The 13,775-nt window shown below is 44.7% G+C and carries 9 protein-coding genes and 1 pseudogene; 2 read left to right on the forward strand and 8 right to left on the reverse strand.

From position 1 onward, the window contains the following. Positions 1-168 precede the first annotated feature (168 nt). From pheT to ACHUFI_RS04280, 8 genes and pseudogenes are all read right to left on the reverse strand, one after another. On the reverse strand, positions 169-2,556 hold the full coding sequence (pheT, locus tag ACHUFI_RS04245) for a phenylalanine--tRNA ligase subunit beta (protein WP_394247117.1): 2,388 nt from the start codon (positions 2,554-2,556) through the stop codon (positions 169-171). Positions 2,557-2,574: 18 nt separating this feature from the next. Continuing rightward, a complete protein-coding gene (gene pheS, locus ACHUFI_RS04250; RefSeq protein ID WP_004741591.1) occupies positions 2,575-3,558 on the reverse strand; it encodes a phenylalanine--tRNA ligase subunit alpha in 984 nt (327 codons plus the stop codon). 202 nt (positions 3,559-3,760) lie between these two features. Then, positions 3,761-4,870, reverse strand: a complete 1,110-nt coding sequence (locus tag ACHUFI_RS04255; RefSeq protein WP_394247118.1) for a GGDEF domain-containing protein — start codon at positions 4,868-4,870, stop codon at positions 3,761-3,763. Between the two features lie 203 nt (positions 4,871-5,073). Further along, complete coding sequence (locus tag ACHUFI_RS04260; RefSeq protein WP_394247119.1) at positions 5,074-6,270, reverse strand: hypothetical protein; 1,197 nt, start codon at positions 6,268-6,270, stop codon at positions 5,074-5,076. Between the two features lie 9 nt (positions 6,271-6,279). Beyond that, positions 6,280-7,008 (reverse strand): annotated as a pseudogene (locus ACHUFI_RS04265) (outer membrane lipoprotein-sorting protein); the annotation flags it as partial. Positions 7,009-7,129: 121 nt separating this feature from the next. Then, positions 7,130-9,532: an efflux RND transporter permease subunit gene (locus ACHUFI_RS04270; protein WP_394247120.1), complete on the reverse strand. Its 2,403-nt coding sequence runs from the start codon at positions 9,530-9,532 to the stop codon at positions 7,130-7,132. 185 nt (positions 9,533-9,717) lie between these two features. Continuing rightward, positions 9,718-10,503, reverse strand: coding sequence for a TetR/AcrR family transcriptional regulator (locus ACHUFI_RS04275; protein WP_394247121.1), 786 nt, complete (start codon positions 10,501-10,503; stop codon positions 9,718-9,720). A gap of 341 nt (positions 10,504-10,844) precedes the next feature. Next, positions 10,845-12,029, reverse strand: coding sequence for a hypothetical protein (locus tag ACHUFI_RS04280; protein WP_394247122.1), 1,185 nt, complete (start codon positions 12,027-12,029; stop codon positions 10,845-10,847). A 323-nt stretch (positions 12,030-12,352) separates the two neighbouring features. On the opposite strand from ACHUFI_RS04280, the gene ACHUFI_RS04285 reads away from it, so the two are divergent. Next, the gene (locus ACHUFI_RS04285) at positions 12,353-13,123 is read left to right on the forward strand and encodes a hypothetical protein (RefSeq protein ID WP_394247123.1); all 771 of its coding nucleotides are present in this window, start codon (positions 12,353-12,355) and stop codon (positions 13,121-13,123) included. Beyond that, entirely contained in the window at positions 13,044-13,757 is a 714-nt protein-coding gene (locus ACHUFI_RS04290) for a hypothetical protein (protein ID WP_394247533.1), read from the forward strand. The genes ACHUFI_RS04285 and ACHUFI_RS04290 overlap by 80 nt, the downstream gene beginning before the upstream one ends. Positions 13,758-13,775 lie beyond the last annotated feature (18 nt).

A 13,775-nucleotide genomic window follows, 5' to 3' on the forward strand; every position in this document is an offset into this window, starting at 1 on the left:
GCGTACAAGTAACCCGAACATTCTGAACTTACAAAACCGTAGTCAATGTTAGTTGACCTCTACAATATCAGAAATGCCCAATAATGAGCTAGCCCCTACTCCTTTGCACCAAAAACAAAAAAGGCCTCGCAATGCGAGGCCTTTGGTTTTTCTATCTATCAGAAGAGATTAGTCGCGAAGTGCTGCGCCGAATTTCTCTGAGATTGAAGCTACGATAGCATCTACTGAACCAGCGATGTCTGCATCTTCTAGTGTGCGCTCTACAGACTGTAGGCTAAGTGCGATAGCTAGGCTCTTCTTACCTTCTTCAACGCCTTGACCAACGTATACGTCGAACAGTTTAGCGCCTGTTAGGAATTCGCCACCCGCTGCGATACACGCTTCTACGATGTCGCCAGAAGCGACTGCTTCGTCAACAACTACTGCGATATCACGACGGTTTGCAGGGAACTTAGATACGGCTACTGCTTCTGGAAGCACGCGAGTGTTGATAGCTGCCCATTCGATTTCGAATACGATAGTACGGCCGTTAAGACCAAACTTACGCTCTAGTTCTGGGTGAACAGTACCAATGATACCCACTTCTTTGCCGTCTACTACGATAGCCGCAGTTTGACCTGGGTGAAGTGCTGGGTGCTTAGCTGCTTTGAAGCTGTATGCGATTTCGTTTGCAGAAAGCTCAAGAACGGCTTCTAGGTCACCTTTAAGATCGAAGAAATCTACAGTGTTAGTTGCAATGTCCCAGTGCTCTTCGCCACGAGTACCAGAGATAACGCCCGCAAGCATCATTTCTTGGCGCATGCCGTTTTCAGCAGTTGCTTCAGGGATGAAACGTAGGCCTGATTCGAATAGACGAACGCGAGACTGTTGACGCTTCTGGTTGTGAACAACTGTGTTTAGAAGACCTTGGATTAGGCCAAGACGCATTGCTGACATGTCCGCAGAGATTGGGAATGGCAGGATTAGCGGCTCAACACCAGGTACAACAAGTTTTTGCTGTTCTGGTTCTACGAAGCTGTATGTGATTGCTTCGTGGTAGCCACGGTCTACAAGAAGGTCACGAACGCGCTTAAGCGGTTGGTCAGCTTCTTTGTGGTCATTCATTTTAAGTGCCGCTTTAGGCGCTTGGTTTGGAATGTTATCGTAACCGTAGATACGACCTACTTCTTCAATTAGGTCTTGCTCGATTGCGATATCAAAACGCCAAGATGGAGACGTTGCCGTCCACCCAGCTTCAGTCGTCTCAACTTCACAACCTAGGCGAGTAAGAATTTCCACTACGTCTGTAGATGGGATTTCGTGACCTAGTAGGCTGTCTAGTTTAGCGCGACGTAGAGCAACTACGTTTGCTTTAGGAAGATCAGCTTCAGATTCGCTGCCGTTTACTGGCGCAACTTCACCACCGCAGATTTCAACTAGAAGCTGTGTTGCACGCTCCATTGCTGCTGCTTGAAGTGTTGAATCAACACCACGTTCGAAACGTAGAGAAGAATCTGTGTGAAGGCCGTAAGCACGTGCGCGACCACGGATGTGATCCGGTGCGAAGAATGCCGCTTCAAGAAGTACGTCTGTTGTTTCAGTCGTAACACCTGAATCTTGACCGCCAAAGATACCAGCGATTGCTAGTGCTTTGTTGTGGTCAGCGATAACAAGCGTGTTGCTGTTTAGTTCAGCTTCGTTGCCATCTAGAAGTGTTAGCTTTTCGCCCTGCTCTGCTAGACGAACCACGATACCGCCTTCGATCTTAGCTAGATCAAATGCGTGCATTGGTTGGCCTTGCTCTAACATCACGTAGTTTGTGATGTCTACAACTGGGTCGATTGAACGGATACCACAACGGCGCAGTTTTTCTTGCATCCAGATTGGAGATTCCGCTTTTACGTTTACGTTCTTAACCACACGGCCAAGGTAACGTGGACAAGCATCCGTTGCTTTGATTTCAACAGATACTGTGTCTTCAATGCTTGTTGCAACAGCGTCAACTGTTGGCTCTGTAACGTCTGCGCGGTTTAGTACGCCAACTTCACGAGCAAGGCCACGGATGCTGAAGCAGTCTGCGCGGTTTGCTGTTAGGTCTACGTCGATAGTTACGTCGTTAAGCTCAAGAAGCTCACGTACGTCCATACCTAGCGTTGTGCCTTCAGGCAGCTCAAGGATGCCGTCAGACTCTACGTCGATACCTAGCTCAGAGAAAGAACAAAGCATGCCGTGCGATGGAACGCCACGTAGTTTTGCTTTCTTGATTTTGAAGTTACCAGGCAGTACTGCGCCAACTGTTGCTACTGCTACAGTTAGGCCAAGACGACAGTTAGATGCACCACAAACGATGTCTAACAGCTCTTCTTCGCCGATATCAATTTTAGTTACTTGTAGTTTGTCTGCGTCTGGGTGCTGACCGCACTCAACCACTTTACCTACTTTAACGCCGGTGAATTCACCAGCAACAGGTTCTACATCGTCAACTTCCAAACCAGCCATAGTGATTTGGTGAGCTAGCTCTTCGCTGTTAATTGCAGGTTTAACCCACTCGCGTAGCCAAGATTCACTGAATTTCATAGTTTCGACTGCCCCGGATTACTTGAATTGTTTAAGGAAACGAAGGTCGTTCTCGAAGAACGCACGAAGGTCATTTACGCCGTAACGAAGCATCGTTAGACGCTCTACACCCATACCGAATGCAAAACCAGAGTATTTCTCAGGGTCGATGCCAACAGAGCGAAGTACGTTAGGGTGAACCATGCCACAGCCTAGAACTTCTAGCCATTTGCCATCTTTACGTTTCACGTCAACTTCAGCTGAAGGCTCTGTGAACGGGAAGAATGAAGGACGGAAACGCACTTCAACTTCTTCTTCAAAGAAGTTACAAAGGAAATCGTTAAGAATGCCTTTAAGTTGTGCGAAGTTTACGTTCTCATCAACTAACATACCTTCCACCTGGTGGAACATTGGCGTGTGAGTTTGATCGTAGTCGTTACGGTAAACACGACCCGGAGCAATAAAGCGGAATGGCGGTTTACCGTTTTCCATCGTACGGATTTGAACACCAGAAGTGTGCGTACGTAGCATTAGATCAGGGTTGAAGAAGAAAGTATCGTGATCAGTACGAGCTGGGTGATCGTCTGCGATGTTTAGTGCATCAAAGTTGTGGAATGCATCTTCGATCTCAGGGCCAGACTCAGTGTTAAAACCAAGCTCACCAAAGAACTGTTCGATACGCTCAACAGTGCGTGTAACTGGGTGAAGACCACCGTTCTCAATGCGACGACCTGGTAGGCTCACATCGATAGTTTCTTCAGCTAGTTTCGCTTCAAGCTCTGCACGTTGTAGTGCGTCTTTGCGAGCTGCGATCGCTTGTTGAACAGCACCTTTCGCTTTGTTGATCTCTTGACCAGCAGTGCGACGCTCTTCAGGTGGAAGTTTACCTAGGCTTTGTAGTTGAAGAGTTAGTTCACCCTTCTTACCTAAATACTGAACTCGCACTTCATCAAGTGCGACTAACGAATCTGCTGTATCAATAGCAGTCGTTGCATTAGCAATGATCTCTTCTAGATGTTGCATCATTTCCTCATCTACCAGTTGGTAGTGTCCGTATCGGATGATTAGTTTTTTTAGATAGCTACACATAGTAATCAAACGGGCAACTAATGCCAAATTGAATTACCAAAAGAAGAAGTTATTGACTAAAAACGCGTCAAATTTAACAAGATACTGGAGCGTATTGGCTAAAATGACGCGAAAAGCTTGTGATTTTTGGAGAGGATTACAGTTGAATGGCTCGAACGCAGTTTTTTCCCGAATCTTTCGCTAAATAGACCGACTCATCTGCGGCTTTGATCAGCTCGTTAAACGAGGCGAATTTAGGGGTAATTTCGGCCACGCCCATACTGATGCTACCAATCCATACTTGGTTGCCAGTTTCGATTTTCAATTCGCTTACTTTTTGGCGCGTCATTTCTGCCGCGTACATGCCACCTTTTAAGTCAGTGTCTGGGCAAATGACTAAAAACTCGTCGCCCCCTAAACGGCATACGATGTCGTCACTACGAAACGCGTTTTTCAATTCCCGTGCAAGTGTCTGTAGCACTAAGTCCCCAGCATCATGCCCACAGGTATCGTTGATTCGTTTAAAATGGTCGGCATCAATCATGATGCACACTAACGATGAATCGGTTTGTTTTGCGTCTTGCCAATGACCAGCCAAACGCTTCAACGCACAACGTCGATTCGGAAGTTTGGTAAGTGCATCGGTTAACGATAAGTCTTCTAACTGCTTGTTGGCTTTGCGTAGCTCAGCCGTTCGTTCTTCGACTTTGTCTTCAAGGAGTTGATTAAAACGCAATAGCTGTTTGTTGCGCTCAGATACCTGTTCAAATAGGCCTTTTAACGCCGAAAGTAACGGTAAGGTAGACGTATCTTGCGCTTTTTCTTCGCGTTCAAATGCCGCTTTAGGGCTTTCACCTTTCTCAATCGCAGCGACTTGTCGAGCCATGTTTTGGTCAATTCCCAAAATATGGTAAGCCAGCCAATGAATAAGAAAATCGAGAAGCTGTTTCGCGGAAGACTGATCTTCTTGTGATATGAAAGCTTGCATGCTGTAGATGTCTTGCATGAACATGCGGTGCACTTTGATGTGTTCTTCGATGTGAGTTTCGTAAACACGACGCTCCCTCATCAAAGATTCTTCTTCTTTGAAATGAAACTCGGCATAACGCGTCAGCTCAAACAGTGCCAACCGAATATCTTCAATTGAGATGGTATTTTCAGATAGCAACTTGCCGTACTGATTGATGAAACCGACTAGGTATTGATGCTGCTCGTCAACATCCGAAATTCCAGTCTCAAAATTTTTGTCCCATGTAAATGAACTCATAGATCCCTTAGCACTCACACCGTCTTATTTAAGTTAAAGACATAGATGAAAGTTATAGCAACTTATAAAACCATTAATATCCTACATGGGGTAAGTAAATCCCTACTCTTTCTGTGTACAAAAAGCTGATCTTGATCGTCTAAATTAGGCAATTAGTCTAATGGTGGAGTATTCCTCAACACGAATACTCCACAAAAATAACATCAGAAATAATATTCTAACGCTAACTCGATGAAGTCATCCTTTCTCGCGAAATACAACAGATCTTCAGGCGTTTCATTTTCAAAGATCCATCCGTTCAAGCGCCATTTCATATTGTTGTTGATACGGCTCGACGCTTCCAACTTTGCGCTGTACACGTCACTGTTGTCTAGGTCCTGAGTAATGCCCGCTAACACTTCGGTGCCATCTTCATCGTTGAGCGCAAATCGTGTTCCAACAAACACATCGTTTTGACCAACGTTCTGAGCGTTGTTTCCGCGGCTGTCATACAGGTATTCAGCAATGAATCCAATATCCCAAAAGGATTCGAGCGCCCCAACCCAGGTGTATTCAAAACCGGTGGCTAGCCCAGTGTGGTGATCATAACTGTCACGGTACACGCTTTCTAACTTGAGTAGCCAATCGCCAACAATACCTTGTATATCAAGGCCAACATGCTGCATTTGCGCGTAATATGGCTTCAGTTCTTGACCTTCAACTCGATAGTAGGGATCTCGATTCGTACCGGCTAAATAGCTCAGGCCAACGTCCCAATCACCGTACATTTGGCTATATCGAAACGCGACATCCACATGGTTTTCTTCTTTTGACGATTCGTAAATAGCATCATCAGAAACTGGTACTGTTGGCCTTAGCCTGCCGTCTTCCCCTGCGAACGTCCGCTCTCGAAAATATGGCAATAACATCGCATCAACCGTGCCCCACTCTTTAACGGAGGTGAACTGCACCATTGGTTGGCCGAGCTTAGCTTCACCATCAACAGATTCAACCGAATCAATTTGGTTCACCACATCCACTAAATGGGCTGATTCGGTGACTCCCCAAAATACTTTGCCAACACCAGCTCTGAGTTCGTAGTCGTCCCAGTAAGTCAGATAAAGTGCTTCTCGGATATCGCCGTGGCTACGTTCGTCATCTTCACTATCGAGTCGATAAAATGGCGTAAAGGTAAAGCTGCCATTGCCTTCTTCTTGCTCCCAATAGAATTCAGGTTGCAGGACAGCGGATGTTTGCCCTCTGTCCTGCCCCTGCAAACCAGTACTGGTGAATTGTCGATGCTCCAAATTCACCTGACCAGCCAGCTCTACAGCATGACAAGACAAAGACACTTGGGCTAACCCTAAGGTGGCGGCCACGGTGAGTGACAACTGGGCGCCAGTTAACGCAACTTTCTTCATACTTTGATCCTACTTCGCGCGCTTAAGCGTATTCTTCTGGAAATCTTTGTCTTTCAATCCAGTTTGGAACGCTAAATCTGTCGTCGTTAACACCGTGCTTTTCCCTGTTTGGTGGTTTTGCATTGCCATGGTGTGTGCACGCCAGTATTGGTTTAGGTATTGTTTGTAGTCTTGGAACGACAGGGTTTTAAGTAGTGCGCCTTTGCGGTCATAGAATTCCACTTTCATTGGGCGGTAGTGCTCTTGGTCTAGCCATACTTTTTGCATGGTGTAACCGGAGTTCTTGTCGGTCGGCACTTGCTCTAAAACAAAGGTGTCTACGCCTTCTAAGTTGGCATCCTCAATGTAGTTAAAGGTGTACTTTTCTAGTTCAAACGAGCTTAGATCTTCATAAGCAAATTCACTGCCCATAAATGGCCCTGACTTGTTACGTGAAGAGATACGTTTTACGCGCTTCAATGCTGGTAAGTACAACCACTGGTCATCTGATTTAGTGATGTGCGAATGGTTTAGGAATGCAGTGCCTTTAACGTCGCGTGGCTCATCAAAGATGGTCAGCCCTTTGTCACCATCGTTATCCACCTCTAAAGATTTCAATCGCATAAGGCGCGTACTGCTTTCGCCTTGTTTGTTGCGAAGTAGCATTTCCATTGTGGCAACCGAATCGCCCCAACCTAAATCAAGCTTTTTACGTTGCTCCGCGATTTGTAGCCCTTTCGCTTCATCCGCCAAAGCAAAGTTCGACAATAGACTCAGCGCTAAACCTGCAGCCATAAGAGGTGAGAAAATGGATTGTTTTGTATTAAGCATAATTAACTCCTGTACTTGGCCTGCCCTATTGAGCAGACCAAGGCTTTCCTTATTTTGCGGTAGCAGAAACCGCGTGAATTGGTTTTGTCGAGTCGTCTTTCGTTGACGCGGATTCAGAGGTGTAATGGGTTTTCTTGTCGAAAATCATCAATAGGCTTGGTAGCAGCACGAAATCAACCACTAGTGCGATGAAGATTACGATTGCGCTTAACTGCCCCATGTCTGAATTCAGTCTGAAGCTCGACATAGCCAGAACAGAGAAGCCAGCCACAAGTACCACAGTGGTGATCCACAGTGCTCGACCTACGGTATGAAACGCATAGCGAACGGATTCTTCCGCTGATTTACCTTCAAGTCGTGCGCGTTGGTATTTGCTCAAGAAGTGAACTGCGTCGTCGACCACGATGCCGAGTGTCAGCGTCACCACCACTGAAAGCCCTAAGTTAATTTCGCCTGAAATCAACGCCCACAACCCAAAGCCGATGATTGCCGGTGCGATATTCGGCACTAAACTGATGATGCCAAGACGCGCCGAGCGAAGTGCGAATATCATCAATGCGGAAATCAGAACCAAGGTAATTGGCAACGTCGACAGCATGCTGGTCATGTTGGTTTCGCCAATGTGTGCGAACATAAGAGATGGGCTAGATGCCAATACTTGATATTGCGGTGCGTGCTGTGCAAACCACGCGTAGATACGCTCTTCAAGCTCCACCAACTCCACGCTGCCAAGGTTATCGACGGTTAACACCATCTTAATCGACGATTTATCAACGTTGATTTGGTTATTTAAATCCAAACCATATGGCAGAGACATTTCATAAAGCAGCAGGTATTGAGCCGCCAATTCACGATCTAATGGCAGTTGGTAGTACGCCTGGTCATCGCCATGCATATTTTTATTCAAACGCATGTAAACATCTGACAAAGTTGCCACATGATCGGTTTCAGGTTGAACACGCAGCCACTCTGTAAAGTCACCAATCGCTTGCAAAAACACCGGATCCGCGATGCCTTGCGATTCGTCAGTTTTCACAGCAATGCTGATGCTCGTCATGCCACTTATGGTTTCTTCCATAAAGTCAGCGGCTTGTCTGAACTCACTGCTCTGGTCGAAATACTTAACAGAATCATCGTTGACTTTGTTTAATGGGATTAACGCCGCCGCGACAATGATCACCAATGTAGATATCGGTAACAGAGCCTTACGGTTGGTGACCACAAAGTCGCCCAGTTTGTCCATGAACGTGACTTTTTTGTCTGCGCTGTTATCTGCTTTTAGGGTTTTCACCGGCAGCAGTTTAAGCAAGGCAGGCAACATGGTGACAGACAAGAAACACGCGATCATGACGCCGAGCGCAGACAAGTTTCCGAAGTCTCGTAATACTGGAGAATCGGACATGTTCATCATCAAGAAACCGATAGCCGTGGTGACTGAAGTAATCAGGATTGGAAGCGCGTTCAGCTTGATGCTGTATTGAATCGCTTGAGCTTTGCCCATTCCACGTTGCATCGCTTGTCGCATGGTGACGATGACATGCACACAGTCGGCAACCGCGAGCGTCAACACAAGCGTTGGCACATTCACAGTCGCGGTGCTTAAGAACATACCAGCCCAGCCAGAAAGCCCCATCGTCACGACGATTGAAGAAATGATCACCACCAGCGTCGCCACCACACTAAAGAACGAGCGCAGCATGAAGGTTAAGAACACTAGAACCACGAGTAGCATGAGCGGGACAAGCGTAGAACTGTCTTCCTGAGCCGACGTCATGAAAGCATTATTCATCGCTACGATGCCCGCTTTGTGGAACGTCATGTCAGGGTATTCAGCTTGGTACTTGTCGATCATCGAATTGATTGCGACGATCACTTCTTGAACTTCTCGAGTCTTATCCACTTCAGGAAGCTGCACCGTAATGTTCACCACCGTGACATCACCAGAGGCTGAGATTAGCGAGTTTTTCAATAACGGTTCGTTAAGCGCGATTTGCTTCACTTTCGCTATTCTTTCCGGGGTGTGAGCGTATTCTTCGTAGAGTAGGTCTTCTACGAGTAAGTCATCTTCAACGGCTTCGGTATGCTGATAATTTGCTAAAGAATCGACGCGGCTAGAATACGGAACTTGCCACGCATCAAGCGTTAGATCTTGAATAAGAGTCAGCGTTTTAGGGGTAAAAACGTTCCCATCGCTCGGGGCGATGACAATGGCGAGGTTATCGGTTTTCGCAAATGTCGTTTGAATTTCATCAAACGCCATTAATTGCTTGTTCGTTCCTTCAAAGAAGATGTTGTAATCTCCTCTAAAGTACAAATTTTTTGCGCCTAACGCGGACAAAATAATGATTGAAAAAACGACTAATAAAACGATAAATGAACGTTTAGTCGGAAGGGATTGCCACCCAGGCTCAGTATTGGGGTTTGCTGTGGCGTTGTGATTTTCGTTTTCCATCACAGTCTCCATTTGTGACGATTCGTCATATATGTGTCATAAAAAGTCAGCTCGCACTGACTTAAAACACAATTCGCGGTCAAAAATCCAATCTATACCAAAGGTTACATTGATAAAAATACGATTAGTGACGAATCGTCATAAATGGTTAAATATAAACCCACCTAAGTGGGCTATCAGTAAAGCTATCGGCCTACGGATTCTAAGTAAGCGACTTCTTCACTAAAAAGTTCTTGTTCAACACGACGCCATGTCTTTCGATAATCCCAATCTGTTGAGAGGGGTTGCCAGTTCAGGCCATCTAAAATCATGTTTGCGTTGTGTAACACTGAGTAAGGATCTTGAATGCGTTTAATACAGTGGCTGTTTGACGCATTCTGAGACAAGGCATTCGAACCAAATGCAATAGACCAGTTAGCGAAAACAATCGCATCTGAGCCTACACCAGAAGAGAACTTGAGATCACCGACCTCTACCGCTCGGTTAACCAAGGCATCTGCTTGGCTAATCACTAACTCTTCCAATTGATTCAGCTCTGTCACACGAGAACTAGATGCTTTCTCTAGTACCCATGGGCTCTTAGCCATGATTGCACATGTTGATAACACCGGTTCCATTCGAGCATAGATCCGATAAGCAACATGCAACGCCATCACTTTTTCCCGAGTGTTTCCCTCAAATGCACCAGAGCGTTCAAACAACAACGCTTCTGTTTTAAGAGAATGAATACATAAAGCTAAAACTACATCTTCTTTACTACAAAAGTGATTATAAATAGTACCTTTTGAGTATGAGCTAGCCGCAGTTAGCTTATCCATAGTTAAGTTCCCGAACCCTTGTTCTCGAACTATGTCTTTCGCCAACATCACTAATTCTACTTCTCGGTCGGCTATCGACTGCTGCTTTTTAGACAGCCCCGACTTACAACCAAAGATACCTTGTTTCTCACCTTTACAACCAAAGCCAAACATAATTATTTAGTCCGTATCCTAACTGCACTCCTACTCAATATAATAACACGAATTAAAAACTCATGTACTTAACCATTTTGTGACACTTCGTCATTTTTGACGTATCGTCATAATAGCTCAAATATCGATCATATCAAGAGGTTTTATAAATTAAATTCACCTGATGAATGTGTAATTAATCAGCCGCGACTAAATCTAAACTTTTGCATGACAAGATTTAACAGTGAGTCGTTAGCGTTGAAGCCCGCTCGGTAGGAGCATGAAGATATAAATGGAAATAAAAATCCCGCGAACACTTCAAATGTTCGCGGGACATATTTAATAAGAAAGTTGTAGTCGGATTAAAGCAGCGCTTTGCCGTTTTCGCCTTGAGCGTACAAAGCTAAACTGATCGTTTTAAGTGACTCACTTTCATTTTTGCTTACGCTAAGCGAACTAACCCCAGTGCCGCTCAGTCTCTGTACCATCGTTCTAACAACCGCTAATGCCGATTTCACGCTTGGTACACGAGTTTCGATAAACTTAAACCAACTTTCATCCATATGGTGTTTCACTTTATCGATGACATCTTTATTCTTGATGGTGAAAGAATCAGAGCCAGATTTCGCATCACGTAGAATATCGTAAATTACGTGTTCTTTTTCTTTCGCCACCAACATGCCCGACGTATTTAGCTGAAGCTCACCAATAATGCCATTCTTCATTTTCAAAAAGAATTTGATGTCTTTGTATCCTGACTTTTGAGCCTTAGTATTAAATTTGTCTAACCCTGAAAGCTTAGAGCCAAAGCCATAGCGATCTTTCAATGCCGATTGGTAGTGCTCAAGATCTCTAAACTCTTGAGTTCGCGAGATAAATACCTTTGCAGCAGACATGGCTCTCACGTTATCAAATTCAATGGTCATTCGTGCGCAATCTTTCAGATCACCCACGTCATCGAGCGGATTACGGTTGGTAATTTTATCTAATGCTCCATTGAAACTTTTAATTCCACCATAAGCCCCTGGTGGCACTGATAATTTACCATTGAACATAGAAACAACGTGTTTAGAGAATTCCTTCAACTCTTCCTGAGCCTGAATGATCTCTCGATACATCATGAACAATTGTTTACGTTTGAGCTGGGCATTCGCGAGTTGGCTCTTGGCTTTAAAACTCGCCCCTTTCGCACTAATTTTGCTTGTTCCGTCGGTTTGAGTAACCATTCCCTCTTTTAGCTCATCGCTAACATAAGTTTTAAATGCATTATCATCGGTAAGGATTGCGTACATCAACTCTGCGACTTTGCCTTCTTCCGTCTTTCGATAAGATTGGCTTTGTAAGCTGGCTTTCAGTTCACTTAAAGCTTGGTGATACGTTTTATTATTGACTAAACGAAAGCCCTGAGACATATGAATGGATTTATCGATATGCGATAAGACTGCAGGCTTTCGCTTCTTTATTTCTTCTTTCTTGAGTTCCCACTCTGTTTTCGTAAACGATGTCCCGTTCTCTGGCATCATTGTAAACTCAACACTTGTTGGCATAGACTCTCCTTCGCACTCATACCAATTCTCTTGGCATCATTGTATTCTGCCTTTATAAATCATTCAGTTACACAATAACAACACCAACCACTATACACCCAAACCATGTGTGGATAAGATTTCGCTCTTTCTCGCCTCTGACTAAGCGATTTAGCACATCCCACCAAATTCAATGTAGTCTTGACTCTACCTTAGGTCACGTAAGCTCTCGCTATATGGTCAATAATTGTCTTACTGGTACCGTTTTCAGCTAAGTTGCTATAAATTCACTAAGGGGTGGCATACAATAGATTTATTAGTAGTACATTTTCAAGAGCATCACATTGAGCGCTAAATTTACCTACCTGACATGGAAGATTAATACGAGTAGCCCTGCAGAAAAGTTGGTTCTGCTGATGCTAGCCGATAATGCCGATGATGAAGGTTTCACTTCATTGAACTTAAATACTGGCGCCTCATTAACTGCACTTTCTATTTATGGACTTGCCGATTGTTTAAAGTCTTTAGTCGATAACGGCTTCTTGGAAAAAGTAAAAGTTGAGCACCGTGGGAAACAAGAAATCCACATATTCAAAATGACGATAGAAGCTGAGCAAACGCAAAGCCAACCTATCAACAGTATTCCAGTTTACTCACCTGCACCTGCACCTGCACCTGCACCTGCACCTGCACCAACATTTAAGCCAGCGCCCGCACCAATGCAAACGTCTACTGCACCAGTGAGAGCACAAAGCCATCAACCAATGAGTGGAAATACCATTTCAACTCACGAGCTAGATGAAGAAGTGATTCCAAACTGGGCAGAACGTGCATTCAAGTTTTCAGGACTTGCTGGCGAGCACAATTTAGTGTGGAAAAAATTCGTCTTATGGTACAAAGCTAAAGCGAATGAATTGATGCCTATTTCCCGTATTGAATCCAAATTGCAGTACTGGTTAATTAACGAGAAACAAAATGAAAGACAACAGCAGAAAACCTCTCAATATTCAGGAAATGCAGGACAAGCTCAAGGAAATGGGTATAGACAAAAGCTTAGCCCATCTGAACGCTTCAGGCAGCAGCTCATCCAAAAAGGCAAAAAACCTACCTTCTGAGCCAGCCAAGCAAGAAGTTGCCGTTCAGAAAGAACCGTCTCCTTCTCCTCTGCCTGTTGTTGATCAAGCCGCAGAAGACGCTGAGCTTTCAGACTGGTGTATCCACGTCTTTGGGTCATTCCTAAGTGTTTATGAAACACAATGGGAATACCAGTACGGCAGTGAGCCTAGCGGTAAATTTATAGAATTTGCGAACACGATAGATTCTGACGGTTTAAACCGAGTATTAATGCACTGTCATGAGCGCATACAACTAGGTAATAGCTGGCCGCCTCAAATGGGGGAACTGTGGATCTTAAAAGATGCTCTGACCGCGGAAGAACTGTTAGATAGCCGCATTCGCGTATTGTCTCGTACGCCTTCCAACAACATTGAAAAGTGGCTAGTACAAAACAAGTTGTATGATTTGAAACTGGTCGCTGAAAATAAGCTCGACGGCTTGTTTAAGAAGTACTATTTAGAAGCAAGAAGGTTAGACGAAAAAGGCATGTTACACACTGAACTGCCACAACACTTACTTGCTCAACATTCTGTTAAGAATCTAAACGACCTTAAACGAGAAGAGTACGAAGAAAAACATGGGCAAGCCTTAAACCCACGTATTCAGAAGATTTTAAACTCGAAGAAAAGTTAATCAGTGAAAACAAAAAAA

This window comes from Vibrio profundi, assembly GCF_043642225.1.
Classification (GTDB): domain Bacteria; phylum Pseudomonadota; class Gammaproteobacteria; order Enterobacterales; family Vibrionaceae; genus Vibrio; species Vibrio profundi_A.

Coding starts and splice junctions, on each gene's coding strand:
- ACHUFI_RS04255 (WP_394247118.1), bottom strand. CDS start 4,870: ATGAGTTCATTTACATGGGACAAAAATTTTGAGACTGGAATTTCGGAT.
- ACHUFI_RS04275 (WP_394247121.1), bottom strand. CDS start 10,503: ATGTTTGGCTTTGGTTGTAAAGGTGAGAAACAAGGTATCTTTGGTTGT.
- ACHUFI_RS04290 (WP_394247533.1), top strand. CDS start 13,044: ATGGGTATAGACAAAAGCTTAGCCCATCTGAACGCTTCAGGCAGCAGC.
- pheS (WP_004741591.1), bottom strand. CDS start 3,558: ATGCAACATCTAGAAGAGATCATTGCTAATGCAACGACTGCTATTGAT.
- ACHUFI_RS04270 (WP_394247120.1), bottom strand. CDS start 9,532: ATGGAAAACGAAAATCACAACGCCACAGCAAACCCCAATACTGAGCCT.
- pheT (WP_394247117.1), bottom strand. CDS start 2,556: ATGAAATTCAGTGAATCTTGGCTACGCGAGTGGGTTAAACCTGCAATT.
- ACHUFI_RS04260 (WP_394247119.1), bottom strand. CDS start 6,270: ATGAAGAAAGTTGCGTTAACTGGCGCCCAGTTGTCACTCACCGTGGCC.
- ACHUFI_RS04280 (WP_394247122.1), bottom strand. CDS start 12,029: ATGCCAACAAGTGTTGAGTTTACAATGATGCCAGAGAACGGGACATCG.